The organism is Hydrogenophaga sp. UC242_50 (assembly GCF_042697355.1).
In the GTDB taxonomy this organism is placed as follows: Bacteria; Pseudomonadota; Gammaproteobacteria; order Burkholderiales; family Burkholderiaceae_C; genus Hydrogenophaga.
This window is the reverse complement of the sequence record NZ_CP170553.1, coordinates 806,375-829,203: the sequence shown is the minus strand read 5'-3', so window position 1 is coordinate 829,203 and position 22,829 is coordinate 806,375. Positions and strand designations below refer to the sequence as shown.

The 22,829-nt window shown below is 67.9% G+C and carries 24 protein-coding genes and 2 pseudogenes; 11 read left to right on the top strand and 15 right to left on the bottom strand.

The features are described 5' to 3' along the window. Positions 1 to 4: 4 nt before the first annotated feature. Positions 5 to 1,504: a carotenoid oxygenase family protein gene (locus ACFJGX_RS04295; RefSeq protein ID WP_382322589.1), complete on the bottom strand. Its 1,500-nt coding sequence runs from the start codon at positions 1,502 to 1,504 to the stop codon at positions 5 to 7. A gap of 115 nt (positions 1,505 to 1,619) precedes the next feature. Between ACFJGX_RS04295 and ACFJGX_RS04290 the strand changes: the two genes are divergently transcribed. Further along, entirely contained in the window at positions 1,620 to 2,069 is a 450-nt protein-coding gene (locus ACFJGX_RS04290; RefSeq protein WP_382152407.1) for a MarR family winged helix-turn-helix transcriptional regulator, read from the top strand. A 28-nt stretch (positions 2,070 to 2,097) separates the two neighbouring features. Here the strand turns inward: ACFJGX_RS04290 and ACFJGX_RS04285 are convergent, their stop codons facing one another. Beyond that, a complete protein-coding gene (locus ACFJGX_RS04285) occupies positions 2,098 to 3,216 on the bottom strand; it encodes a DUF2325 domain-containing protein (RefSeq protein ID WP_382322590.1) in 1,119 nt (372 codons plus the stop codon). A 250-nt stretch (positions 3,217 to 3,466) separates the two neighbouring features. On the opposite strand from ACFJGX_RS04285, the gene ACFJGX_RS04280 reads away from it, so the two are divergent. Continuing rightward, positions 3,467 to 3,700 carry a hypothetical protein gene (locus ACFJGX_RS04280; protein ID WP_382152402.1) on the top strand — a complete coding sequence of 78 codons (234 nt, stop codon included), beginning with the start codon at positions 3,467 to 3,469 and terminating at the stop codon, positions 3,698 to 3,700. A 157-nt stretch (positions 3,701 to 3,857) separates the two neighbouring features. Further along, positions 3,858 to 4,055, top strand: a complete 198-nt coding sequence (locus ACFJGX_RS04275) for a hypothetical protein (protein ID WP_382322591.1) — start codon at positions 3,858 to 3,860, stop codon at positions 4,053 to 4,055. A gap of 21 nt (positions 4,056 to 4,076) precedes the next feature. Here the strand turns inward: ACFJGX_RS04275 and ACFJGX_RS04270 are convergent, their stop codons facing one another. From ACFJGX_RS04270 to ACFJGX_RS04255, 4 genes are all read right to left on the bottom strand, one after another. After that, entirely contained in the window at positions 4,077 to 4,445 is a 369-nt protein-coding gene (locus ACFJGX_RS04270; protein WP_382322592.1) for an alpha/beta fold hydrolase, read from the bottom strand. A 35-nt stretch (positions 4,446 to 4,480) separates the two neighbouring features. After that, entirely contained in the window at positions 4,481 to 4,750 is a 270-nt protein-coding gene (locus ACFJGX_RS04265; RefSeq protein ID WP_382322593.1) for an alpha/beta fold hydrolase, read from the bottom strand. 11 nt (positions 4,751 to 4,761) lie between these two features. Next, the gene (locus tag ACFJGX_RS04260; RefSeq protein ID WP_382322594.1) at positions 4,762 to 5,253 is read right to left on the bottom strand and encodes a GFA family protein; all 492 of its coding nucleotides are present in this window, start codon (positions 5,251 to 5,253) and stop codon (positions 4,762 to 4,764) included. Positions 5,254 to 5,334: 81 nt separating this feature from the next. Continuing rightward, positions 5,335 to 5,577, bottom strand: coding sequence for a glutaredoxin domain-containing protein (locus ACFJGX_RS04255; RefSeq protein ID WP_382322595.1), 243 nt, complete (start codon positions 5,575 to 5,577; stop codon positions 5,335 to 5,337). Between the two features lie 150 nt (positions 5,578 to 5,727). On the opposite strand from ACFJGX_RS04255, the gene ACFJGX_RS04250 reads away from it, so the two are divergent. Next, positions 5,728 to 7,341, top strand: a complete 1,614-nt coding sequence (locus ACFJGX_RS04250) for a hypothetical protein (protein ID WP_382327821.1) — start codon at positions 5,728 to 5,730, stop codon at positions 7,339 to 7,341. Between the two features lie 21 nt (positions 7,342 to 7,362). On the opposite strand, the gene ACFJGX_RS04245 is transcribed toward ACFJGX_RS04250, so the two are convergent. Beyond that, on the bottom strand, positions 7,363 to 8,061 hold the full coding sequence (locus tag ACFJGX_RS04245; RefSeq protein ID WP_382327819.1) for a Bug family tripartite tricarboxylate transporter substrate binding protein: 699 nt from the start codon (positions 8,059 to 8,061) through the stop codon (positions 7,363 to 7,365). Between the two features lie 28 nt (positions 8,062 to 8,089). Between ACFJGX_RS04245 and ACFJGX_RS04240 the strand changes: the two genes are divergently transcribed. Next, positions 8,090 to 8,368 carry a hypothetical protein gene (locus ACFJGX_RS04240; RefSeq protein WP_382327817.1) on the top strand — a complete coding sequence of 93 codons (279 nt, stop codon included), beginning with the start codon at positions 8,090 to 8,092 and terminating at the stop codon, positions 8,366 to 8,368. Here ACFJGX_RS04240 and ACFJGX_RS04235 read toward each other — a convergent pair. From ACFJGX_RS04235 to ACFJGX_RS04220, 4 genes and pseudogenes are all read right to left on the bottom strand, one after another. Beyond that, positions 8,365 to 8,559 (bottom strand): amidohydrolase family protein, encoded by a 195-nt coding sequence (locus tag ACFJGX_RS04235; RefSeq protein ID WP_382328602.1) that lies wholly within the window; start codon positions 8,557 to 8,559, stop codon positions 8,365 to 8,367. The genes ACFJGX_RS04240 and ACFJGX_RS04235 overlap by 4 nt on opposite strands. A gap of 223 nt (positions 8,560 to 8,782) precedes the next feature. Beyond that, positions 8,783 to 9,130 (bottom strand): annotated as a pseudogene (locus tag ACFJGX_RS04230) (amidohydrolase family protein); the annotation flags it as partial. Between the two features lie 358 nt (positions 9,131 to 9,488). Beyond that, positions 9,489 to 10,133, bottom strand: a complete 645-nt coding sequence (locus ACFJGX_RS04225; protein WP_382152382.1) for a TetR/AcrR family transcriptional regulator — start codon at positions 10,131 to 10,133, stop codon at positions 9,489 to 9,491. Positions 10,134 to 10,209: 76 nt separating this feature from the next. Beyond that, on the bottom strand, positions 10,210 to 10,770 hold the full coding sequence (locus ACFJGX_RS04220) for a DUF6622 family protein (RefSeq protein WP_382322599.1): 561 nt from the start codon (positions 10,768 to 10,770) through the stop codon (positions 10,210 to 10,212). Positions 10,771 to 11,021: 251 nt separating this feature from the next. Between ACFJGX_RS04220 and ACFJGX_RS04215 the strand changes: the two are divergent. Together ACFJGX_RS04215 and ACFJGX_RS04210 are read left to right on the top strand one after the other, a co-directional pair. Continuing rightward, positions 11,022 to 13,626, top strand: a pseudogene (locus ACFJGX_RS04215) (excinuclease ABC subunit A). A 14-nt stretch (positions 13,627 to 13,640) separates the two neighbouring features. Continuing rightward, positions 13,641 to 14,552, top strand: a complete 912-nt coding sequence (locus tag ACFJGX_RS04210; RefSeq protein WP_382322600.1) for a glutaminase — start codon at positions 13,641 to 13,643, stop codon at positions 14,550 to 14,552. Between the two features lie 14 nt (positions 14,553 to 14,566). Here ACFJGX_RS04210 and ACFJGX_RS04205 read toward each other — a convergent pair whose 3' ends face one another. Next, positions 14,567 to 15,466 (bottom strand): LysR substrate-binding domain-containing protein, encoded by a 900-nt coding sequence (locus tag ACFJGX_RS04205; RefSeq protein ID WP_382322601.1) that lies wholly within the window; start codon positions 15,464 to 15,466, stop codon positions 14,567 to 14,569. Between the two features lie 98 nt (positions 15,467 to 15,564). On the opposite strand from ACFJGX_RS04205, the gene ACFJGX_RS04200 reads away from it, so the two are divergent. The 4 genes from ACFJGX_RS04200 (at position 15,565) to ACFJGX_RS04185 (ending at position 20,417) form a co-directional block, all read left to right on the top strand. Next, a complete protein-coding gene (locus tag ACFJGX_RS04200) occupies positions 15,565 to 16,497 on the top strand; it encodes an MBL fold metallo-hydrolase (protein ID WP_382322602.1) in 933 nt (310 codons plus the stop codon). Positions 16,498 to 16,635: 138 nt separating this feature from the next. Continuing rightward, positions 16,636 to 17,610 carry a Bug family tripartite tricarboxylate transporter substrate binding protein gene (locus ACFJGX_RS04195; RefSeq protein WP_382327815.1) on the top strand — a complete coding sequence of 325 codons (975 nt, stop codon included), beginning with the start codon at positions 16,636 to 16,638 and terminating at the stop codon, positions 17,608 to 17,610. A 3-nt stretch (positions 17,611 to 17,613) separates the two neighbouring features. Next, complete coding sequence (locus tag ACFJGX_RS04190; protein WP_382327813.1) at positions 17,614 to 18,804, top strand: amidohydrolase family protein; 1,191 nt, start codon at positions 17,614 to 17,616, stop codon at positions 18,802 to 18,804. Continuing rightward, on the top strand, positions 18,801 to 20,417 hold the full coding sequence (locus ACFJGX_RS04185; RefSeq protein WP_382322603.1) for a gamma-glutamyltransferase family protein: 1,617 nt from the start codon (positions 18,801 to 18,803) through the stop codon (positions 20,415 to 20,417). Before ACFJGX_RS04190 ends, ACFJGX_RS04185 begins: the two co-directional genes overlap by 4 nt. Positions 20,418 to 20,424: 7 nt before the next feature. On the opposite strand, the gene ACFJGX_RS04180 is transcribed toward ACFJGX_RS04185, so the two are convergent. Genes ACFJGX_RS04180 through ACFJGX_RS04170 form a run of 3 tightly spaced genes read right to left on the bottom strand, consistent with a single transcriptional unit; the run spans position 20,425 to position 22,828 of the window. Then, positions 20,425 to 21,387 (bottom strand): Bug family tripartite tricarboxylate transporter substrate binding protein, encoded by a 963-nt coding sequence (locus tag ACFJGX_RS04180; protein ID WP_382328600.1) that lies wholly within the window; start codon positions 21,385 to 21,387, stop codon positions 20,425 to 20,427. Between the two features lie 32 nt (positions 21,388 to 21,419). Continuing rightward, positions 21,420 to 22,448, bottom strand: a complete 1,029-nt coding sequence (locus tag ACFJGX_RS04175; protein WP_382327811.1) for a CobW family GTP-binding protein — start codon at positions 22,446 to 22,448, stop codon at positions 21,420 to 21,422. Beyond that, complete coding sequence (locus ACFJGX_RS04170; RefSeq protein ID WP_382322607.1) at positions 22,445 to 22,828, bottom strand: hypothetical protein; 384 nt, start codon at positions 22,826 to 22,828, stop codon at positions 22,445 to 22,447. Before ACFJGX_RS04170 ends, ACFJGX_RS04175 begins: the two co-directional genes overlap by 4 nt. Position 22,829 lies beyond the last annotated feature (1 nt).

The window sequence follows — 22,829 nt, the reverse complement described above, 5'->3', positions numbered from 1 at the left end:
GTGCTCACGCCAGCGCGGCCGGGTCGCGGTGTTCGCCGTCGATGCGGTCGCCCTCGACCCAGCAGGCGTGGGTGCCGACGCACATGCGCTCGGGCAGCACGATGGTGGCCAGCGGGCCGCGCGCGACGTCGGCCGCGTCGAGCACCAGCACCTCGGAGCGGTTCTGGCGCATGTCGGCCACCATCACGACGACGTAGCCGTCGTCCTCGGCCTTCGCGCCCAGGCGGCGCGCCACCTGCGGCTCGCTGCCGTAGCGGCCCTCGCCGTATTCGTAGCGCTGCGCCGCGCCGGTGAGCAGGTCGAAGCGCTTGAGGCCGGCGAACAGCCAGTCGCCGGGCTTGTACAGCACGTTGTAGCTGTAGCGGTAAGGGCGGCCCACGTAATCGTTGCTGCAGACCGGGAACTCGGTGACCTCGTCGTCGAGGTACTGCTCGGTGGTCTGGCCGGTCTTCAGGTTGAAGCGCCAGCGGTGCATCAAGGTCTTGTTGTGGTGCTTGTCGAGGTTGGCCAGGATGCGGTCGTACACGTTCATGTCGGCGCTCACCGGGATCTTCTTGAAGTCCGGCATGATGCAGCCGTCCATCACCACCTCGTCGCCGTCTTCGTAGCAGTTCGAGAGGTGGAGGATGAAGCAGGGCTTGGCCTCGAACCAGCGCACCTGGCTGCTGTCCCCATGGCGCGGGATGACGCCGAAGCGCGCCGCCTGGTCGCGGTTGAACACCAGATCGTGCTCGCCGGTCTTGAGCTTGACCGGGTCGAAGTACAGCGGCAGGTCGTGCAGGATGGTGTAGTGCTTCGTGATGCCCAGGTCGTGCGGCCAGCGCGCGCCCGGCAGCTCGATCGGCACGTAGTGCACCAGCTGGTTGTGGCGATCGACCACGCCGTAGTGCATGTACGGCCATTTCTCGGGGTAGTTGAAGAACATCATCTCCCCGGTTTCCGGGTCGACCTTGTAGTGCGAGCTCACGCCCTCGGGCACCTTGCGCGCCCAGTTGGCGTCGGGCCCGAGCGTCTCCAGCGTGCGCGGGTCCAGGCGCCAGGGTTCGCTGCCTTGCGACATGCTGGCGATCAGCTTGCCCGCGTGGCAGATCACGTCGGTGCCCGCGTTGTCCTTCATGGCGCCGATGGCGCCCCAGCCGCGCCGCGAGGCCAGGTGCGGCTGCAGCAGGCCCGGCCACAGGGAATGGCCCGCGCCCTTCTCCGCCAGGTAGCCGGTGGTGCGCACCAGGCGGTTGCGGTAGGTGGCGCGGCCGTTCTCGAAATGCACCGCGTGCAGCATGCCGTCGCCATCGAACGGGTGGTAAATGCCCAGCGGTTCGTGCACCTGGTTGTGCGTGTTGCGCACGTAGATGCCGTGCAGGTCCTTCGGGATCTCGCCGATCACCTGCAGGCTGTCGGTGTCGGCCGTGTACTCGTTCGCGTTGGGCGTGAACGGGCCCTGAAGAAAAGGGTTGTCGTTGTCCGCCCGGATCGTCAGGGCGATCCTGTCCACCACCTCAATCATTTGCCCACTCCAATGGTTGCCTGTGCCAATCAATGAAGAGAGTATCCGGCAATCAATTGCTTGTGGCAAGCAATTTTCGATCGATAATGGAAAGTACCTAGCACGCACCGACGACATGACCAAAAAAGCCAAGTCACCGCCTGTCCAGAGCACCATCTTCCTGTGGCTGGGCAAGGCCTACCACGCCGCCACCAACGCCTTCGAGGAGAGCACGGGCGTCACGGCCGCGCGCTGGCGGCTGCTCTTTCTGATCCACCGGCAGCGGGGCTGCACGCAGAAGGCACTGATCTCGGAGATCCGCGTCGACCCCGGGTCGATCACCCGCCAGCTCAAGGCACTGGAGGCGGAGAAGCTGATCGTTCGCGAAGACGATCCGGCCGACAACCGGCTGACGCGCGTCTCGCTGTCCCCGCTGGGCGACAAGCTGGTGCAGGGCATTCTGGAGAAGCGCAAGCGCTTCCTGGAGACCATGCTGCAGGGCATTCCGCCCGAGGAGGTGGACGCCTGCATCCACGTGCTGGAGCGCATCAGCATGAACGTCGGGGACGACCGCCCGATCCCCTGAGGCGGCGGCCGCGTGGCGTGACGCCGGCTCAGCCGTGCCGCAGGCAGAGCCTGTTGACCGGCGCCGACACGCGAGGCAGGGCCATGGTGGTGCACAGGCCGGCGGCAAAACTGGCGACGCTGGCGGTGCGCAACGGCACATAGTCCAGGCCGTTGTGCTGGCAGGCGCGCTGCAGCGCCACGGCGGATTCGCGGTCCACGCAGTCCAGCGGCGCGACAACGAGGTCGGCCCAGGTCAGCGCGGCCAGCAGCAGTTCGTTGCGCGGGTCGATGACGCTGCCTTCATGCCGCCGGTACTCGCCGCCGTGCCGCTCCACCAGCGCGCGGATGGACGGATTGGCGCTGGGGCGTCCGCCCACGTAGAGCAGCTTGCGGCCACGGATGAGCGGCCCGAGCGACGTGGGTTCGGCGCCTTCGCCGTTCATCCAGCCGCGCAGCTGTTCTTCCACCACCGTCAGCTCGCGCCCGAGTTCGCCGAGCTGGACCTGGAGCTGGATCGTTTCCTGCTCCAGGCGCAAGGCGTTGGCCTCGGCAGCGAGCGCGGCGACTTCGGCCTGCTCCCGGCGACCGCCCTGGAACATCAGCGCCGACGACAGCGACTCGGCCCGCTCCCGCGCGTCCCTGGCCGCTTCGAGCAAGGTGGCGCTCAGCCGCCACGATTCGTCGATGGCCGCCACCTGCGTGCGCAGGGCGCCGATCTCGGCCGCGTCGCGTTCGCGCTGCGCGCTCGCGGCGCTGGTGAGCGCCTCGATGTCGCGCGAGATCAGTCCGCTCAGCCGGGGCGTGCTGCGGCGGTCGGTGAGCAAGGCCCAGCAGGCGCCGCGCACCTCCCCCGCGCGGGTGGCCGCTTCCCACAGGCTCAGCAGATCGGCCTCGGTGCGGGCCCGGGAGCACTGCTCGATGGCCTCCCGATGCCGCTGGTCCAGCAGGCCCTGCAAGGCGCGGGCCACGCCGGCGTGCTGCGAGGCGAGCCGCGCGGCCTCGCACCGCAGCGCGAAGTCCGACGGGTTCAGCACGTCGGTGAAGGGCGCCATGAGCTGCCGCAGACCGTGCGCGGGCAGGCAGGTGCGCAGCACCATGCCCTGCAGATGGGGGGCGAGACAGACCCAGTGCAGACGGTGACCGGGATGGGCAGTGGGGGATGGCATGCGGTGGGCGCTTTCGATATATACAACCGAATATAGCGATACTGTAACCGAGCCCCCTGGTGCCGCGGGGTCGAACCGGCCCCCCTGCCGTTCGCCGTTTCCCGTTCTCCCTCGTGAAAATTGCCACAACTCCTACACGGCGATCGCGTCCTGCGTCATATTCTTGCCGCGCAACGGTGGCAGCATGTGCGAAAGAAGTTTCAAGTGCATGCGACCCATCCCTTGTCCAATTGCTTCTGGGAGTGCTTTCGTGTTTATCTACAAGATTTTTGGTGAACAACCCGGCTTTGCCGAAGGGCTGATCTTCAACAGCTGCGTGAAGAACCTGCAGAACCAGCCCGACCTGTGGCTCGACGAGTGTCCGTACCTCTACCCGCGTTCGTCCTCCCGGCTGCCCGAAGGCTTGCGCGTGGTGCAGCTCGGCACGGCCGAAGAGCACGCGCCTCAACAACCCAGCCCCCCGCGCTGGATGCTGGCCGCCTGAGCCCTCGGGCCGCCCGCCCCTCTCTTGGAGGGGTTTTTGTCATGTGGGACATCTCCTACATCCGCATTTTTGGTCTTCCTACAGAGTCGCCCGAGGTTCAAATCCACACTCGTCTCCTGCTGTCACGGACCGTTACCGTTGATTCAAGGAGATGGCGATGAAAGAATTTTTCAAGCTGTACGTGATCACGGTGGCCGGCATGGCGGCCATCGCCTCTCTCCTTCACTTGGCCGTGGCCCTGGGCCAGGACCAGTCTCCCTGGAACGCGCTGATCTACCTGGGCATTTCCAGCGGCGCACTGGGTCTGATGGGCCTGCTGGACATGGAGAAGCGCATCGACCAGATGACCGCCTGACGGCCCGGGCGGTTGGCCCGTTCAGGCGGCCGTTCCAGCGGCCCGCTCGCAGCGGCGGAAGAAATCGCGCATCAGCGCGGCGCATTCGGCGGCGTGCGTCTCCAGCAGAAAATGCGGCCCATCCAGGATGTGGGCTTCCATGCGCGGCAGGGCCTTCATCCACGAAAGCGTTTCGGCCAGATCGAAAAAGACGTCGTGCCGGCCCCAGAGCATCAGCGCCGGAGGTTGCCAGTGGGCCAGGCAGTCGGCGATCTCGCCAAAGCGCGCGTGGTGCTGGCCGTAGTCGAGCACGAGCTGGCGGTGCATCTCGATGCGCCCGGGCAACGACATGACGCGCCAGTCCTCTTCCCACACACTCGAATCGATGCGCCGCGCGATGTCGTCGGGCACACCCCCCACGTACTGGTCGCGCGTGCCCGCCCGGGTCAGGTGCGCCGTGGCCGCCGCGGCGCGCTCGGGCGTGGGGTCCTGAGGTCCGCGAAACCCGCGAAGGACGGGGGATCGATGGGCTCGGACTGCCCGAAGCCGGGCAGGTCGGGCGCGATGACGAAACAGTCCTGCGCCAGCCCGTCGATGACGTTGCGGAAGGACGCCGACGAACTGGGGAAGCCGTGCAGCAGCAACAAGGCCGGCCGGTGGGGGTCGCCCGCAAGGCGCAATGCCACGCGGATGCCATCGATTGACAGGGTGTCCATGCGGCGCCGGCTCAGGATGCCTTGGGCTTCCTGGCGTGCTGCTTGTGCCAGTCCTTGAGCGAGAAGTCGGGGTACCCGTCAAAGCGCTGGTCGCCCTTGCGGCCTTCCACGCGCACCCACGGGGCTTTGGAGTCCAGCAGGATGTGCACGTTCGCGGGCGGCTCGGGCAAGGGCGTGTCGATGGCGCCCGCGTGCGGGTGCACCAGCTCGGGCCAGCTCGGGTCGTACAGCCAGAGCGCGGTGCCGCACACGCCGCAGAAATGGCGCTGGCCGGTGCTGTGCCGCACCTCGTCGCCCTCGGTGATGCTGGCCTGGTAGACGCGCAGGTGCCGCTTGCCTTTCACCTTCAGCGTGCGGTGGTCGGCGCCCAGGTTGATCGCGTAACCACCGGTGCCCGCGGTCTTGCGGCAGATGGAGCAGTAACACCGCATGAAGGGCACGGGCTCGGCCGAGTCGACCGAGAAGGTCACGCGGCCGCAATGGCAAGAGCCTTCGAGCTTCATGGCGATCTCCTTGCAAACCCCCATTGGGCCCGCCCGATGCCTCGAAGGCTGTCGGACAACGCCCTGCAACGACGGGCGGCCCTACCGGCTCAGTTGCGCCAGCGCCGCTTGCAGCCCCTGCAGGCCACCCACGCGCTGGTCGTTGATGAAGATCTGCGGCATCTGCCGCACGGAGGGCCCGCACTTTTCGTAGAAGGCCATGCGTTCGGCTTCGTCGTCGATCTTGATTTCCTCGAAACCGAGCGAACGGGATTTCAGCAGCATCTTGGCCGACTCGCATTGCGGGCAGGCGGACTTGGAGTAGACGACGATTTTGAGTGACATGGCTGAGAGTTTACGGGGGGAGGGTATGCGCGACAGGGCAAAAAATCGGCATAGAACTTTCGATCGACAACGCGGTACTCAGGCCGCCATGGGAGTTTTTTTGACAGGCCTTCAGCGCAAAGCGCCTGGTTCGCGACCGTTCATGACGAGATGTACTCACTGGATACCCGATACGCATTCGACACCGAATACCAAGACCTGCGACATCAAGAAGAAGATGATGATTCATCAGACGAGCGCGTGGCACTGCGTCTGCTGATGCAAAAGGGCGAGATCGCCACCCTCTCCCGCTTTCCCATCCAAGACCCCAAGCAAACCGCCGACCTCTGCCTTGAGTTGGTCATGGACCACCCGGAGTCCGTGGCCGTCCTGCTGTGGAACCGCGAGGTGCGGGATGCCTTCGCCACCCTGCTGGGCAAACCGATGCACAGGCATCGTGGCCAGGACCGCTGGGAACGCGCCACGATGCTGGCGCTCGACACGGGGCTGCCGCCCGAGTGGTTCAGCGGCGCCCGAAGTGACCAACGCAGAAAATCGTTCCACACCCACGTCGCCGAAAAGAGCGCGAAGCACAAGAACCACACCTGGCAGGTTCCGGGGAGGGTATCCAAGGTGTACGAGGTCGGGAAGCCCGCTCCCTACCGAGGTCTGCACGTGAACTCGCTGTTGAATCAAAACGGCAAGATCCGGGACGCGTTGTGCCGCCACATGGCGTGGGAAGCGACCATGGCCTTCATGCAAGGTTGCGAATGCTTCAAGCAGTTCTTGTGCAACGTGGCTGAAGGCACCTACCCCTTCGACGTCGACACACTGGAGCATCTGCATTACGAGCACGTGTGCGACAGCAGCGACAGCCGTGTCCAGTTCACGCCACAACACTTCGGCCGCCTCCTCGTGCGCCTGCTCTCGTGCATGAAACCGGGTGAGCGCCAAGGACACTTGATCTGCTGGAACATCCCGAACGACCTCCATGCTCACGGCCACGAGATGGCCGTGTTGCTCGAGAAGGGGGACGATGGGATTGACAAGGTCTGGCTGTACGACCCCAATGTTTCCGGCAATGCCCTGCACATCAAGACCTCGCCCGACGGACTTTCAAGCCACAGCATCGCGCTCTATGACGCGCTGGGCTACATCGTCAAATCGGCGAACGTGCTGTCCATGGACATCGGCAACCGGACACTGGCCAAAGCTCGGGCAGGTCACTTCATCGAGTCGGACGACATAACGCTTCTGGAAAGCTTCGTGGAAGCCCTGGCCAACGGCACCGTGCATGAAATGGCGGCGGCACTGAAAACGATCAGGAACTGGAACGCCTTCGCTCACATGCACGCGGAGGTGCGGCGCGCCCTGACCATGGCGGTGCAATGGGGCCACGTGCAGGCCATCGGATGGCTTGCACAATGGCTGCACACCACAGAGGTGCATGAGAGCTTCCAGGAAGCGATCGATGAGGATCCCGAGCAGGCGGCGAAGCTGTGGAGCTTGGCGTTGAACAACGAGACCATGCTCGATCTGCTCACCCGCGAAGAAGAGGTTCCTTTGCGCACCGCAACCGCGCTGGCCTACCTGAATCTGCTCGCAGGCGCTTCACGGCACATGAACAAGGCCTCGAAGCGGGAGCTGTACAAGATCCTGCATGCCTTTCAGAACGGCTCGCCCTGCTGCTACGAGAGGCTCTCTTGGGGCCACCAACTCCTGAGTCGCGACGCCGGCTTTCGCACCGCGTTCGAGCAGCTCATGGCGAAGCTGAAGTTCTGGTGAACCCCGGGCCGCCCCGCGTCCTCAGTCGATCTGGATCTTCGCGTCGCGCACGATGCGCGCGTAGGTCGCGATCTCCTTGGTGATGTAGGGTGCGAACTGCGCCGGGCCCATGGGCGCGGCGATGAAGCCTTGCGCACCCAGGCGCTCGGTCACCAGCGACGAGCGCATGGCCTTGGCGCTTTCTTCCGTGAGCCGCTTGCTGATCGCCTCGGGCAGCTTGCCCGGCGCCCACAGGCCGTACCAGGTCACCATCTCGAAACCGGGAATGCCGGACTCGGCCACGGTGGGCACGTTCGGCATGCTCGGAAGGCGCGCCTTGGTGGTGACGGCCAGGGCCTTGAGCTTGCCGCTGGCAATGTGCGGCGCGGTGGACGGCAGGGCGTCGATGATCACGCTGATCTGGCCGCCGAGCAGGTCGTTCAGGGCCGCCGCCGTGCCGCGGTACGCGACGATGGGCATCTCCAGCTTGCCGCCGAACTTGATGGCTTCGAGCGAGACGTGCATGGGCGAACCGATGGCCGAGGTGCCCAGGCTGAAGCCCTGCGGTTTGGCGCGCGCGGCTTCGAGGAAGTGCTTCAGGTCGTCGGCCGGCACGCTGGGGTGCGCCGCCACCACCATGGGCACGGAGCCCAGGAACGAGACCGGCGTGAAGTCCGTGACCACGTCGTAGGGCACCTTGCGCACCATCAGCGGGTTGGCGATCAGCGTGGGCGACTGCACCAGCAGCGTGTAGCCGTCGGCCGGGGCCTTGGCCGACGAGGTCGCTGCCGATGACGCCGCTGGCGCCCGCGCGGTTCTCCACCACGAAGGGTTGTCCCATCTGCTCGGTGAGGCGCTGCGCGAGCACGCGCGCCACCAGATCGACCGTGCCGCCGGGCACGTAGGGCACGATGATGCGCACCGGGCGGTTCGGGTAGGTCTGGGCGTGCGCCGCGAGGCCGGTGGCGGCGAGCAGGCCGGCCAGCAGCGCGCGGATCCATGGGTTCTTCATCGTCGTGTCTCCTTGAAAGGTGGGTGTGGCGACTAGCAGCAGGGCATCTTCAGCAGGCGCAGCGCGTTGCCGAAGTAGATGCCCTCGCGCTCTTCTTCGGACAGCTTGAGCGAGTCGATGGCTTCGGGAATCGTGCGGATGAACATGGGGCCGCCTTCGGGATCGAAGGGGCAGTCGGACGCGAACACCACCTGCTTCGCGCCGAAGAACTCGAGCCCGCATTGCAGCCCCGCGCGCCCACCGGCCAGCGCGGTGTCCGCGTAGAACAGGCGGAAGTAGTCGATCGGGCGCTTGGCCGATGCTTTTGAGCAGGCCTTCGTAGTCTTCGTCCGAGGTGCGGCTGCCGAACTGGTCCAGCCCCGGGCCGACGCGGCCGTCGAAGAACGGGATCATGGCGCCCATGTGGTGGGTGATCACCTTGAGTTCGGGCAGCCGGTCGAAGAAGCCGGAGAACACCATGCGCGTCATGGCCGCGCTGGTTTCGTAGGGCCAGCCGAAGGTCCACCAGATCTCGAACTTGGACTTCTTCTCCGAGGCGTAGTCGGGCATGTTGGCGCCGCGCGCCGGGTGCATCCACACCGGCACGTCGTGGGTCTTCACGGCGGCTTCGAAGATGGGCCAGAACTCGGGCTCGTCGAGCGGGCGGCCGTTCACGTTGGTGAACACCTGGATGCCGCGCGCGCCCAGCACGTTGATGGCGTATTCCATTTCTTCCAGGCAGGCGGCCGGGTTGTTCATGGGCAGCGAAGCCACGAAGGCGGGGAACTTGTCCGGGTGCGCGTCGCGGATCTTGGCCATCTCCTCGTTGGCCAGGCGGGCCAGCGCGGGCGAGTCCTCGGGGCCGGCGATCAGCTCGATGGGCGGGTTCGACAGCGTGAGGATCTGCTGGTACTCGGGAAAGCCTTCCATCATCTTCAGGCGCGCGTCCAGGTCGTACAGCACCGGAATCGTCAGCCAGCGCTTGATGGCGCCCTTGTCCTTGGCCAGCTCGGCCATGCGCTCGAAGTACTTGCGCGGCAGGATGTGGGCGTAACTGTCGATCTTTCGCATGGGCTTTTCTCGCTCTTTATTCACCAATTGGAGAATTATAGGGAAAAGCAAAGGGGCGTGGGGCCCCCGATTTCCCCTGGTTTTCCCTGAGCAGTGAAGAAAGCCGCTACGCGAGCACGAACGCCGAGATCACCTCGGTGATGTGGGCCAGCCGCTGCGTGAGCTGCTTGGGCGCCTTGAAGTCGCGGTTGAAGCCGGCCGAGAGGGTGTGGATGTTGGAGAGGTAGAAGTACGAGCAGCCGGCGATGGTGATGTAGAGCTGCACCGGGTCGATGCCGGCGCGGAACAGGCCCGCCTTCTGGCCGCGCTCCAGGATGTCGCCCAGCGACTGCACCAGCGGCGAGTTCAGCTCGCGGATGCGCTGCGAGCCGTGCAGGTGGCGCGCCAGGTGCAGGTTCTCGCTGTTGAGCAGGGTGATGAACTCGGGGTGGGCGATGTAGTAGTCCCAGGTGAATTCCACCAGCCGGCGCAGCGCGATCAGCGGCGGCATGCCCTGCAGGTCCAGGTAGAGCTGGGCGTTGCGGATCTCGGCGTAGACGCTCTCCAGCGCGGCGGCGAACAGGCCGTCCTTGTCCTTGAAGTAGTAGTAGACGAGCTTCTTGTCCACCGCCGCCTTCTCGGCGATGCGCTCCACGCGCGCGCCACCCAGACCGGTGCGGGCGAATTCTTCGCGCGCGGCGACCAGGATGGCGGCCTTGGAGCGCTCGGCGTCGCGGATCTTGGGCTCGGAAGGGGCCTTTCTGGCGGTCACGGCGGAGGTCCTTGTGCGGGGGAAAGTGGGGCGGGCAATGCCGCCACAGCGTACCCGAACTCCCCCGCGCAGCCCTTTATTCACCATTAAGTGAATAAAGGGCTTTGCCAGGGCGCACCGCCAGGCGCCACAGGCGCGCGGCGCGGCCGATGAAGAAACCCGTGAACGCGCCGTACAGGGCCGCGACGCACAGCACGTACTGCGTGTCCCGGACCAGCTGCGGCGCCATGGTGAGATCGACCCCGACCACGTACTTCACCAGAAAGATGCCCACGATCAAGCCCAGCGGGACGGTGCTGCCCGGCAGGCGGTACAGGCGCCGCGCCGGGTCGTACTGGGCGCCATCGGCGCGGCCGCGCGCGACCAGGGCGAAGGCCAGCACCGCGGCGATGAGCCAGGCCGAAACGGCAAGGCCCCGGTGGGGCGTCGCACCGAAGGCCGAATACGTGCCCGAGACCGAGAAGAGCGTCATCGCCAGGGGCATCAGCGACACGCGGGCCAGGCTGGCGCTGCGCTCGCGCAGCTGGCTGGCGCCCAGCGCGAGCAGCGCCACGAGCAGGCCCCACACCCACAACGGTGTCTGGCGCAGGACGGGGACGACGGCTTCGGGGTGGTTGGCGAGCAGTTGCAGCAGCATGGTGGGCTCCGCGAGGAAGGGGTTGAGGGAGGACGCACTGTGCCGGGGGCGAGGGCGCCTGGCGATCCCGTTGCGACGAAACTGCGTGGGTGCGGCGCGAAGAGCCGTCTGACGAGGGCGAACGGCGGCGGCCGCGTCGGACGCCTCCGACACACGACCCCGCCAAGCACCCCCTGTTGCCGCGCCTCCCACTGTGCCAAGCTGTAGGGCATCGGATCTTCGCTTGATCCGGCAACTTCAAGAGTGCGCCTGTGAACAAAACCTTCGAGTTCGTCAGCGTGCGCGGCGCACGCGAACACAACCTGAAGAACGTCGATGTCGACGCGCCCCGCAATGCACTGGTCGTCTTCACCGGCATCTCCGGCTCCGGCAAATCCTCGCTGGCGTTTGGCACCATCTATGCCGAGGCACAGCGGCGCTACTTCGACTCGGTGTCGCCCTACGCCCGCCGGCTGATCGACCAGGTCGGCACGCCCGATGTGGACAGCATCGAAGGGCTGCCGCCCGCCGTGGCGCTGCAGCAGCCCAGGGGCTCGGCGGGCTCGCGCTCCACGCTCGGTTCGGTCTCGATGATCTCCAACATGCTGCGCATGCTGTACTCGCGCGCCGGTTGGTACCCGCGCGATCAGCCCATGCTGTTCGCCGAGGACTTTTCGCCCCACACGCCCCAGGGCGCCTGCCCGGTCTGCCAGGGACTGGGGTTTGTCTACGACGTGACCGAGAAGGCCATGGTGCCCGACGACACGCTGAGCATCCGCGAGCGCGCCATCGCCGCGTGGCCGCCGGCCTGGCATGGGCAGAACCTGCGCGACATCCTGGTCACGCTGGGTTACGACGTCGACACGCCGTGGCGCGATCTGCCCAGGAAGGACCGGGACTGGATCCTGTTCACCGAAGAGCAGCCCACCGTGCCGGTGTACGCCGGCTTCACCCCGGCCGAGACGCGGGCCGCGTTGCGCCGCAAGATGGAGCCGAGCTACCAGGGCACCTTCACGGGCGCGCGCAAGTACGTGTTGCAGACCTTCGCCACGACCTCCAGCGAACTGATGAAGCGCCGCGTGGCGCGCTTCATGTCCGGCACGGTGTGTCCTTCGTGCCAGGGCAAACGCCTGAAGGCCGAGGCACTCTCGGTGACCTTCGCCGGCCTGGACATCGGCGAGCTCTCCCGCTTGCCATTGACCCGGCTCGCGCAGGTGCTTGAACCGGCGGCCGCCGGCCGGCTCGCATCCACTTCGGCGCCAGCGGCCACGCCCAGGGGCCGCGCCCGCCGGGCCATGGCCCCGCGCCCGGGTCATGAAGGCGCTCCCGACGTGCGGCGAACGCCCCACCTCTCGGAAGAGAAACGCATCGCCGCACAACGGATCGCCCAGAACGTGCTGGAGCGCGTCAAGACCTTGGAGGACATCGGTCTGGGCTATCTGTCGCTCGACCGGCAGACACCCACCCTGTCGTCGGGCGAACTGCAGCGCGTGCGGCTGGCCAGCGCAGATCCACGCGAACCTCTTTGGCGTGCTCTACGTGCTGGACGAACCCTCGGCAGGCCTTCACCCCGCCGACGGCGTGGCGCTGCTGGCGGCACTGGACCGCCTCAAGCGCGCCGGCAATTCGCTCTTCGTGGTCGAACACGATCTCGCGGTGATGAAACACGCCGACTGGATCGTGGACGTGGGCCCTGAAGCGGGCGAGAACGGCGGGCGCGTGCTGTACAGCGGCCCGCCGGCGGGCCTGCGCCGCGTGCCGGACTCCCACACCGCGCGGCACCTCTTCGCCGCGCCGCCGCCGCGCAGGCGGGCCGTTCGCCCACCGCGGGGCTGGCTGAAGCTGACCGGCGTCAGCTGCAACAACCTGCACCGCCTCGACGCGGCTTTCCCCATCGGCGTGCTGACCGCGGTGACCGGTGTCTCCGGCTCGGGCAAGTCGAGCCTGGTGGGCCATGCCCTGGTGGACCTCATGGCGGACCACCTCGGCCATGAACCGCCCCAGCGCGACACGGGCGACACGGCGGAGGACGCCGAGGTCGGCGGCGCGGTGGTGAGCGGCGGCCGGATCGAAGCCGGTGCCGATGCCTTTCGCCGCCTGGTGCGGGTTGATCAGAAACCGATCGGCCGCACGCCGCGCTCCAACCTCGCCACTTACACGGGCCTGTTCGATGCGGTGCGAAAACGCTTCGCCGCCGAGCCTGCGGCGCGGTCGCGGCGATGGGGCGCAGGGCGCTTTTCGTTCAACGTGCCGGGCGGTCGTTGCGACACCTGCGAAGGCGAAGGTTTCGTCCATGTGGAACTGCTCTTCATGCCCAGCGTGTACGCACCCTGCGCCACCTGCGGCGGGCAGCGCTACAACGAGAAAACCTTGCAGATCACCCATGCCGGCAAGAACATCGCCGAGGTGCTGGCCATGACGGTGGAGGAAGGCGTGGCCTTCTTCCAGGAAGACCCGGCGATCCACCGGCCCTTGAAGCTGCTGCAGGACATTGGCCTGGGCTACCTGCGGCTGGGGCAGCCCGCCACCGAACTCTCCGGCGGCGAGGCACAGCGCATCAAGCTGGCCACGGAGCTGCAGCGGCCCAACCGCGGGGACACGCTCTACGTGCTCGACGAGCCCACCACCGGCCTGCATCCCGCCGATGTGGATCGGCTGATGGCGCAGCTGAATGCACTGGTGGACGCCGGCAACACGGTGGTGATGGTGGAGCACGACATGCGTGTCGTGGCCGCCAGCGACTGGGTGATCGACGTGGGGCCGGGCGCCGGCCATGAAGGCGGCCGCATCGTCGTGGCGGGCACGCCCGACGCGGTGGCGGCCTGCCCCGGCGGCCCGACGGCACCCCATCTGGCGGCGGCGCTCGGTGCACGCTGACCGACAATCGCCCCATGCAATTCCAGCCCATCCTCGAGGACATCGTCGCCACCCTGCGCCCGACCCTGGGGGCGCAGGGCCGGGTGGCCGACTACATTCCCGCGCTGGCGCGCGTGCCCGCGGCGCAGTTCGGCATCGCCTTGCGCACCTGCGACGGCGAGGAGGCGCAGGCCGGCGACAGCGCCACCCCCTTCTCGATCCAGAGCATTTCCAAACTCTTCGCCCTGACCCTGGGCATGCGAGCCATGGGCGAGCGCCTGTGGGAACGCATCGGACGGGAACCCTCCGGCAACCCCTTCAACTCCTTGGTGCAGCTGGAGGCCGAACAGGGCACGCCGCGCAACCCCTTCATCAACGCCGGCGCGATCGCCGTCACGGACCGGCTGGTCAGCCAGGGCGATCCCAAGGCGGCCATGCTGGAGCTGGTGTCCAGCCTGTGCAACGAGCCGGTGCACTTCGACGAGGAGGTGGCGGCATCGGAGGCCGCGACGGGCTTTCGCAACATCGCGCTGGGCAACTTCATGAAGAGCTTCGGCAAGATCGACAACGACGTCGCGGCCGTGCTGGACGCCTATTTCCACCACTGCGCGGTGCGCATGAGCTGCCAACAGCTGGCGCGCGCCACCGGCTTCCTGTGCCGCGACGGCCGCCACCCTTTCAGCGGCGAGCCCCTGCTGAGCGAGCGCCAGACGCGCCGGATCAACGCGCTGATGTTGACCTGCGGCACCTACGACGCGGCAGGGGAGTTCGCCTTCCGGATCGGCCTGCCCTGCAAGAGCGGCGTGGGCGGGGGCATCGTGGCGGTGGTGCCCGACCGCCTGAGCCTGTGCGTGTGGTCACCCGCGCTGGATGCCACGGGCAACTCGCTGCTGGGCATGCAGGCGCTGGAACTCTTCGCCTCGCGCACCGGGCTGTCCGTGTTCTGACGGAGCGCGCGGCGTCACCCGCGAGGCTGGCTGCCGCAAGCCAGCGCCAGGAACGATTCGACCAGGGGGTTGTCGCGCCGCGCCTGCGTCGCGAACGCCAGGCTGTAGCGCAGCGGACGCCGGCCTTCCAGCACCGGCACGTAGGTCACGTGGGGCATCTGCATCGCGGCGAAGGAGCTCGGCACCAGCGCGACGCCGACACCGCTGGCCACGAGCATGATCTTGGTCACCATCTGGGAGACCTCCTGCACCACCTTCGGAAAGAAGCCGGCCCGCTGGCAGGCGGCGAGAAAGATGCTCTCGAAGCCGGGCCCCGCCGAGAACGGGAACGAGATGAACGACTCGGTGCGCACCTGGCTCAGCTGGATCGACTTGCGCGACGCCAGCGGGTGCCAGGACGGCAGGGCGATGACGATCTTTTCTTCCTTGAAGTGGTCGACGACCAGGCCCTTGGAGTCCTGCAGCGGCGCGACGATCAGGGCGATGTCCGTGGCCCCTCGCCGCAGCGCCTCCAGCTGCCCGCCGGTGGTGTCGCTGTCCAGCAGGACTTCGACGCCCGGGTACTCCTTGCGAAAGAGCAGCACGAGATCGGGCAGTGGCCCGAGCGCGGCGCTGGCCACAAAAGAAAGCCGGATGCTGCCGGCGGTGCCGTCGGAGGCCCGCTGCGCCAGGCTCATGCCGTGGGCCGCCTGCGCCAAGGTGCGGCGCGCTTCACGCAGGAAGATCTCGCCGACCGGGGTGAGCCGCACGTGGCGCCGGCCCCGGTCGAACAGGGGCTTGCCGACCGCTTCTTCAATGCGCTTGATGGCATGGGACAGCGGCGGCTGCGACATGTGAAGGCGCAGGGCCGCCCGGCGGAAGTTCAACTCTTCAGCGACGGCGACGAACTGGTGCAGCTGGCGCAACTCGATCATGTTGATATCTTTGAGCTATCAATAAATAGCAAAACGGTATTAGAAGTATCACTGAACCGTCCGCAGAATGGGCGCTCATCCATCAAAAAGAAGCGGTCATGAGCGACAAAAAATCCGTTGAAACGTGCGCCTTGCAGCTCACCCATTTCGGCGCCGCGGGCTGGCGGATCACCGACGGCAAAACGGTGCTCCTGGTCGACCCCTACTTCTCCCGCGTGCGTTACGCGGGCAAGACCTTCGGCGACCCCGACGCCCCGATCTCCCCCGGCGACACGCGGCCGATCTTTCGTCCGCAGGACGTGTTGTCGTCCGACACCGGGCTGGTCGACCGGCACATTGACAGCGCCGACTACATCGTCATCTCGCACTCGCATTTCAACCATTGCATGGACATGCCGCACATCGCGCGCAAGACCGGCGCGCTGGTGATCGGGACGTACAGCACCACCAACATCGCGCGCGCCAACGGCGTGGACGAGCAGCAGCTCATCACGGTGAAGGGCGGCGAGGACTACCAGTTCGACGATATCGCCATCCGGGTGGTGAACAGCCTGCACTCGCCGCTGGCGGCCAAGCGCTACTTCGAATGGGGCGAGGTGCCGCGCGATGTGGATCGGCCGCTGCGCATGATCGACTACTGCGAAGGCGGCACGATGGGTTATTACATCCGCTGGGGCGGGCACCGCATCGTCGTGTTCGGCTCCATGAACTACATCGAGCGCGACCTGCTGGACATCGACGCCACGATCGCGCTGGTGCCCGCCGCGCGCCCCCGGCTGCATGTGCGCGACTACACCGACCGCCTGCTGCGCCGACTGGGCCTGCCCAAGCTCGTGATCGCCACCCATTGGGATGTGCAGACCGCGCCGTATGGCGCCTCGCAGGCCGAGGCGCTGGCCCAGGCGGAGACTTTTGTGCAGGAGGTGAACACCACCTCGCCCGACTCCCAGGTGATCGTGCCGCTGCACTTCGACACGGTGCATGTGGACGCCAGCGGCCATGCCTGGAAGGTGGACCACGGGCAGGCCTGACTTGTGCTTCAGGCTCAAGTCGCTCCACCCTGGAAACGTCTCGGCGGTCGGTAGAGGAAGACAAGAAAAAGCGCGATGTGCTGCGCCCTGGTTTGCCCCCGGGCGCGCGGGTTCTCTGCGGGCAAATGGAGTACTTTCATGAATCAGATGGTCAAGACATGGGTCCAGGCGACCCTCGGTGCGGTCCTTGCCGGGTTGGTGTCCAGCGCGGCGGCCACGGACTTCCCGGTGCGCCAGGTGCGCCTCGTGGTCCCGGTGGCGCCGGGTGGTCCGAACGACACCTTCGCGCGCACGCTGGCCCCCAAGCTGGGCGCCGGCCTCGGGCAGCAGGTGGTGATCGAAAACATCCCGGGCGCCGGGGGCAACCTGGCCACCGCTTCGGTGCTGCGACAGCCGCACGACGGCCACAACCTGGTGCTGCACGGCATGACCTACGCGGTCAACCCGTCGATCTTCGGCGCCGCGTCGTCCTACAAGGTCGGCGACTACACCGCCGTCTCCATCGTGGCCAAAGGCCCGCTGGTGCTGGTGGCGCACCCGTCCCTGGGCGTGAAGAACGTCAAGGAGCTCATCGCCTACCTCAAGAGCAAGCCGACCGGCGTGGACTACGCCTCGGGCGGTCCGGGCACCTCGCCGCACCTGGCGGCCGAGCTGTTCAAGCTGGCCGCCGGCGTCAACATGCAGCACATCCCGTACAAGGGCACGGGCGCCTTCATGCCCGACCTGCTGGCCGGGCGCGTGCCGGTGGCTTTCGTGAGCCCGCTGGTGATCAAGCCGTCCATCGCATCGGGCCAGCTCATCGGCCTGGGGGTGACCGGCGCCCAGCGCAGCAAGGGCTGGGATCTGCCGACCATCGCCGAGGCGGGCGTGCCGGGTTTTGACTTCGAGGCCTGGTACGCCATCATGGCGCCCGCCGCCACGCCGCCCGATGTCGTGCTCAAGCTCAACAAGCTCATCGACGACGCCGTCAACACGCCGGAGGCCCAGGAGAAGTGGCAGAGCCTGGGCGTGGAAGTCATGCGCGGCACGCCGCAGGAAGCCCAGGCCTACGTCATGAGCGAGTACGCCAAGTGGGCCAAGGTGGTCAAGGCCGCCAACATCAAGGCCGACTGACGCATGCTGTATGAAAACGGAACCGTCTTCGACGGGCGCGATGTCCTGCCCACGGGCCACGCGGTGCTGGTGGAAGCCGGCCGCATCCACGCGGTGGGGCCGGCCGACCGCTTCACCGGTTACCAGGGGCCGCGCTTCGACCTCGGCGGCGACACCCTGCTGCCCGGGCTGATCGACTGCCATGTGCACCTCACCATGTCGGGCGACGGCAAGACCGTCACCGGGCAGGGCAACGACCACGCGGCGCTGACGCTGCAGGCGCTGGAGAACGCGCAGGCCTCCCTGCGCGGCGGCATCACGGCCCTGCGGGACTGCGGCGGCGTCGACCACGTGGAGTTCGCCGTGCGCGACGCCTGCAACGCCGGGCGTTTCCTCGGGCCGTACATCCGGGTGTCGGGCAAGGTGATCTGCATGACGGGCGGCACCAAGTGGAAGATCGCGCGCGTGGCCGACGGCCCGCAGGAGGTCGTCAAGGCGGTGCGCGAGCAGCTGCTGGCGGGCTGCGACTGCGTCAAGCTGATGGCCACCGGCGCCGTGCTGCACGCCGGCACCGACATCGAGGACGCGCAGTACACCGAGGAAGAGCTGGCCGCGGGCGTGGCCGAGGCCCGCCGGTTTCGCAAGCCCACCGCCGCCCATGCGATCGGCACCCAGGGCATCCTGAACGCCGCGCGCGCGGGCGTGACCTCGGTGGAGCACGGCATGTTCATGACCGACGAGACCGTGCGCCTGATGCTGGAGCGGCAGATCTTCCTGGTGCCCACGCTGGCCGCGGTGGAGCAGGTGCTGCTGAACCCGCAGGCCGTGTCGCCCGCGTCGCTGGCCAAGGCGCAGCGCGTGGCCGCGCGGCACCGCGAATCGGTGGGCCTGTATTACCGCGCCGGCGGCCGCATCGTGATGGGGGCCGACACCGGCACGCTGTGCAACCCGCACGGCAACAACGCGCAGGAGCTGCGCTACATGGTGGCCTGCGGCATGTCGCCGCTGGCCGCGCTGGTCGGCGCTACCTCGCTGGCGGCCGACCTGTTGAACCTGCCCGACCGGGGCGCGCTGGTGGCCGGCCACATCGCCGACATGCTGATCGTGCGCGGCGATCCCTTCACCCAGATCGAACAAGTGGCGGATCGGCGCCACCACCGCTTGGTCATCAAGGCCGGGCAAGTGGTCGCCGGCCCCGAATCGGGACTGACATGAACCTGCCTTTCGATTTTCAGAACCCCTACGCGAGCGTCCGTCTGCCGGGCTTTTTCAGGAACGTGGTGTCGACCTCCACGCCACTCGGCGCGCAGGCCGGTCTTCGCATGCTGCTCAAGGGCGGCAACGCGGTGGACGCGGCCATCGCCGCCGCCGCCGCGCTGACCATCACGGAGCCCGTGAGCAACGGGCTGGGCAGCGATGCTTTCTGCATCCTGTGGGACGGCCAGGGGCTGCATGGCCTCAATGCCTCGGGGCCGGCGCCGGCCGGCTGGTCGACGGACTATTTCCGCCGCAAGTACGGTGAAGACCCGAAGACGCCGCCCAAGCGCGGCGTCGACGCGGTGACCGTGCCCGGCGCCGTGGCCGCGTGGACCACGCTGCATGCGCGCTTCGGCAAGCTGCCGTTCGCCGACCTGATGGAGCCCGCCATCGAGGCGGCCGAGGGCGGCTATGGCGTGCCCCCCGTGGTGCACCAGAAATGGAAGGCCGGCGCGCCCGAGCTGGCGGCGCAGCCCGGCTTCGCGCAGAGCTTCCTGCCCTTCGGCCGCGCGCCGGACATCGGCGAGCGCTTCCGCTTTCCCGCGGCGGCCCGCGCCCTGCGCGCCATCGCCGAGACCCGGGGCGAAGCCTTCTACCGCGGCGAGGTGGCGGCGGCCCTCGTGCGTTTCGTGAGGGACGCCGGCGGCGTGCTGAGCGAACAGGACCTGGCCAGCTTCCAGCCCGAATGGGTCACCCCGATCTCGCGCGACTACCGGGGCTACACGCTGCACGAGATACCGCCCAACGGCCAGGGCATCGCCGCGCTCATGGCGCTGGGCATCCTGGCGCAGTTCGACCTGGCGTCGTTGCCGGTGGATTCGGCCGACTCGCAGCACCTGCAGATCGAGGCCATGAAGCTGGCCTTCGCCGACGTGTACCGACACGTCGCGGACAGCCGCCACCTGCAGGTCACGCCCGAGCAGATGCTGGACAACGGCTACCTCGCGTCCCGCGCGCGGCTGATCGACATGGGCCGCGCCCAGACCTTCGGCGCCGGCAACCTGGTGCGCGGCGGCACGGTGTACCTCACGGCGGCCGACGAGAACGGCATGATGGTGAGCTTCATCCAGAGCAACTACATGGGCTTCGGCTCGGGCTGCGTGGAGCCGGGCTTCGGCGTCAGCCTGCAGAACCGGGGCCATGGTTTCAGCCTGGACCCCAGCAGCCCCAACGCCGTGCAGCCGGGCAAGCGGCCGTTCCACACCATCATCCCGGCCTTCCTCACCCATAGCGGCCAGCCGGTGATGAGCTTCGGCGTGATGGGCGGCAACATGCAGCCGCAGGGCCACATGCAGACGCTGGCGCGCATGCTGGACTACGGCCAGAGCCCGCAGGCCGCCTGCGACGCGCCGCGCTGGCGCTTCGACCAGGGCCTGGACATCAACGTCGAAGGCGCGATGAACCGCCAGACCGTCGCCGAGCTGGAGCGGCGCGGCCACCGCGTGAAGACCATCGACGACGCCTACCAGGACTTCGGCGCCGGGCAGTTCATCTGGCGCCTGGACGGCGAAGGGGCGGGCTACGTGGCCGCCAGCGACCCCCGGCGCGACGGGCAGGCCGTGGGCTGTTGAAGGACGCTCACTCCGGCTTGAACCCGGCCTCCTTCAACAAGCCCGCGCTCTGCGCCACATCGCTGGCGATGTACTTGCGGAAGGTGTCCACCGATTCCACCACCGGCTCCACGCCCAGCGAGGCGAGCGAGCCGGCCTTGGCCAGTTCTTCCGTGGCTTTGTTGATGGCCTTGTTGAGGAACTGCACGCGGTCGTCCGGCGTACCCTTGGGCGCCCACACGCCGTACCAGGACACGTACACCAGGCCGGGGTAGCCGCTCTCGGCGGCCGTGGGCACATCAGGGGCGATGCTGCTGCGCTTGGCGCCGGTCTGGGCGATGGGTTTGACGCGGCCGCCCTTGGCCATGGGCTGCAGCGAGATGATGGAATCCACCAGCACCTGCACGTGGCCGCCGGCCACGTCGGTGGCGGCGGGCGCCGTGCCGCGGTAGGGCGTCATGGTGAAGTTGACCTTGCCCTGCTTGGCCAGCAGCAGCGTGGCGAGGTGGCTGGGCGCGCCGAGCGCGGGGATGGCGGCGTTCCAGTGGTTGCCGGATTTGCCGGCCGCGTCGATCACCTCGCGCAGGTTCTTCTGCGGCGCGGTGGGCGGGATCACGATGAGCAGCGGCGCCTCGCCGGTGCGGGCCACGGGGGTGAAGTCGGTCACCGGGTCGTAGGGCGGCGTGGCCAGCACGTGGCTGGCGAGCACGTGCGTGGCGGCCGAGAACAGCAGGGTGTAGCCATCGGGGTGCGCGGTCTGCACCGCCTTGCCACCGATGGTGCCGCTGCCGCCGGCGCGGTTGTCCACCACCACGGTCACGCCCAGGTCGGTCTGCAGCTGTTTGGCGAGCAGGCGCGCCGCGCCGTCCACGCCGCCACCGGCCGCGAAGGGCACGATGAGCTTGATCATGTTGTCGGGGAATTTCCCCTGGGCCAGGGCGGGTGCCACGCCCACGGCGGCGAGGGCGAGGCCGGTCATCCAATGCTTCATCCACTTCATGTCTGTCTCCTTCGGGTTTGTGGTCAATCGGGTTGAGGGGCGGGGGTGCGGCGCGCGCGGCGCCGTTCGAAAACGCTCAGCGTGGCGTCGATGTCTTCGGCATCGATGCCGCGCGTGATGAACACGATGCGCGTGCGCCGGTCGTCGCTGGGCCAGCGCGGCAGCGTCTCGGGCGGGTGGAACAGGTGCTGCACGCCGTGGATGACGAGCGGGTGCTCCGGGTCGTCGTCCAGGTGCACGATGCCCTTGACGCGCAGCAGGTCGTCGCCGCGCATCTTCGCGATCATGTCCAGCCAGGCGAAGAAGCCTTCGCGCGAAAGCGGCCGATCGCGCACGATGACGTGCGAGCGGATGCGGTCGTCGTGCCGGCTGGCACCGTGCCCGCCGGACGCGGGAAAGAAACTCGATCGGCCGGTGTCGGGCACGGCGGTGAAGGCGGCGGCCGGGCGCGCCAGCAAGGCCTGCAGGGCGTTCAGGGCACCGTCGGCGTCGGTGCGGATCTCGGCCAGCGGGTTGATGTCGCGCAGCCGCTGCACCAGCGGTTCGAGCTCGGGCGCCGCCGCGAGATCGGTCTTGGTGAGCAGCAGGCGGTCGGCCACCGCGGCCTGTTTCACGGCCTCGGGGTGCTGGTCCAGCGTGGCCATGGCGTGGCAGGCGTCCACGGTGCAGGCCACGCCCGCCAGGCGCCACGCACCCTGCAGGCGCGGGTCGCCCATGAGCGTGTGCAGGATGGGCGCGGGGTCGGCCAAGCCGGTGGTCTCCAGCACCACGTGGCGCAGCTCGCCACGCTGCGCGGCCGGTGTGGCGGCCAGCCGCTCGAAAGCTTCCACCAGGTCGCCCCGGATGGTGCAGCAGATGCAGCCGTTGGCCAGCAGCACCATGTTCTCTTCGGTGTGGTCGACCAGGTCGTGGTCGAGCCCGACGGACCCGAACTCGTTGATGACCACGGCCGTGCCCTGCATGCCGGGCTCGCGCAGCAGGCGGTTGAGCAGCGTGGTCTTGCCGCTGCCGAGGAAGCCGGTGAGCACGGTGACAGGCACAGCCTTCGTCATGACATCTCGCCCATGGGGCCATGCAGCTTGGCAAACGATTCGAGCGTGCGCGCCAGCCGCGTGAGCAGCCAGTCGGCATCGGCTTCGTCGGCCTCGCCCGCTTCCAGGCGGGTGAGCAGCTGCATCACCGGCTGGCGCTGTTCGGCGATCGGCCCGGGCTGCAGCAGGAAGGCCTCCACGCTGGGCACGCCCAGGCGCTCGCTCTCGGCCCAGAGGTAGTCGGCGATGTCGAGCTCGAAGTCCTGCAGCGAGACGCTGACCCCGCCCACGCCGCAGCCGCAACCCGAGCCCAGCGTGACGTGCTGGGCGCTCAGGCGGCTCCACAGGCCCAGCAGGCGGGCGGCGCGGGGGTCGGCGGCGGCCACGGTGGCGGCGTCCATC

Excerpts from the sequence above, each read along its gene's own strand:
- ACFJGX_RS04180 (WP_382328600.1), bottom strand. The coding sequence starts at position 21,387 with ATGAAGCATTGGATGACCGGCCTCGCCCTCGCCGCCGTGGGCGTGGCA.
- ACFJGX_RS04295 (WP_382322589.1), bottom strand. The coding sequence starts at position 1,504 with ATGATTGAGGTGGTGGACAGGATCGCCCTGACGATCCGGGCGGACAAC.
- ACFJGX_RS04275 (WP_382322591.1), top strand. The coding sequence starts at position 3,858 with ATGAAAGAATTTTTCAAGCTGTACGTGATCACGGTGGCCGGCATGGCG.
- ACFJGX_RS04170 (WP_382322607.1), bottom strand. The coding sequence starts at position 22,828 with ATGGACGCCGCCACCGTGGCCGCCGCCGACCCCCGCGCCGCCCGCCTG.
- ACFJGX_RS04195 (WP_382327815.1), top strand. The coding sequence starts at position 16,636 with ATGAATCAGATGGTCAAGACATGGGTCCAGGCGACCCTCGGTGCGGTC.
- ACFJGX_RS04290 (WP_382152407.1), top strand. The coding sequence starts at position 1,620 with ATGACCAAAAAAGCCAAGTCACCGCCTGTCCAGAGCACCATCTTCCTG.
- ACFJGX_RS04260 (WP_382322594.1), bottom strand. The coding sequence starts at position 5,253 with ATGAAGCTCGAAGGCTCTTGCCATTGCGGCCGCGTGACCTTCTCGGTC.
- ACFJGX_RS04185 (WP_382322603.1), top strand. The coding sequence starts at position 18,801 with ATGAACCTGCCTTTCGATTTTCAGAACCCCTACGCGAGCGTCCGTCTG.
- ACFJGX_RS04190 (WP_382327813.1), top strand. The coding sequence starts at position 17,614 with ATGCTGTATGAAAACGGAACCGTCTTCGACGGGCGCGATGTCCTGCCC.
- ACFJGX_RS04250 (WP_382327821.1), top strand. The coding sequence starts at position 5,728 with ATGTACTCACTGGATACCCGATACGCATTCGACACCGAATACCAAGAC.
- ACFJGX_RS04255 (WP_382322595.1), bottom strand. The coding sequence starts at position 5,577 with ATGTCACTCAAAATCGTCGTCTACTCCAAGTCCGCCTGCCCGCAATGC.
- ACFJGX_RS04265 (WP_382322593.1), bottom strand. The coding sequence starts at position 4,750 with ATGGACACCCTGTCAATCGATGGCATCCGCGTGGCATTGCGCCTTGCG.
- ACFJGX_RS04210 (WP_382322600.1), top strand. The coding sequence starts at position 13,641 with ATGCAATTCCAGCCCATCCTCGAGGACATCGTCGCCACCCTGCGCCCG.
- ACFJGX_RS04200 (WP_382322602.1), top strand. The coding sequence starts at position 15,565 with ATGAGCGACAAAAAATCCGTTGAAACGTGCGCCTTGCAGCTCACCCAT.
- ACFJGX_RS04285 (WP_382322590.1), bottom strand. The coding sequence starts at position 3,216 with ATGCCATCCCCCACTGCCCATCCCGGTCACCGTCTGCACTGGGTCTGT.
- ACFJGX_RS04220 (WP_382322599.1), bottom strand. The coding sequence starts at position 10,770 with ATGCTGCTGCAACTGCTCGCCAACCACCCCGAAGCCGTCGTCCCCGTC.
- ACFJGX_RS04205 (WP_382322601.1), bottom strand. The coding sequence starts at position 15,466 with ATGATCGAGTTGCGCCAGCTGCACCAGTTCGTCGCCGTCGCTGAAGAG.
- ACFJGX_RS04175 (WP_382327811.1), bottom strand. The coding sequence starts at position 22,448 with ATGACGAAGGCTGTGCCTGTCACCGTGCTCACCGGCTTCCTCGGCAGC.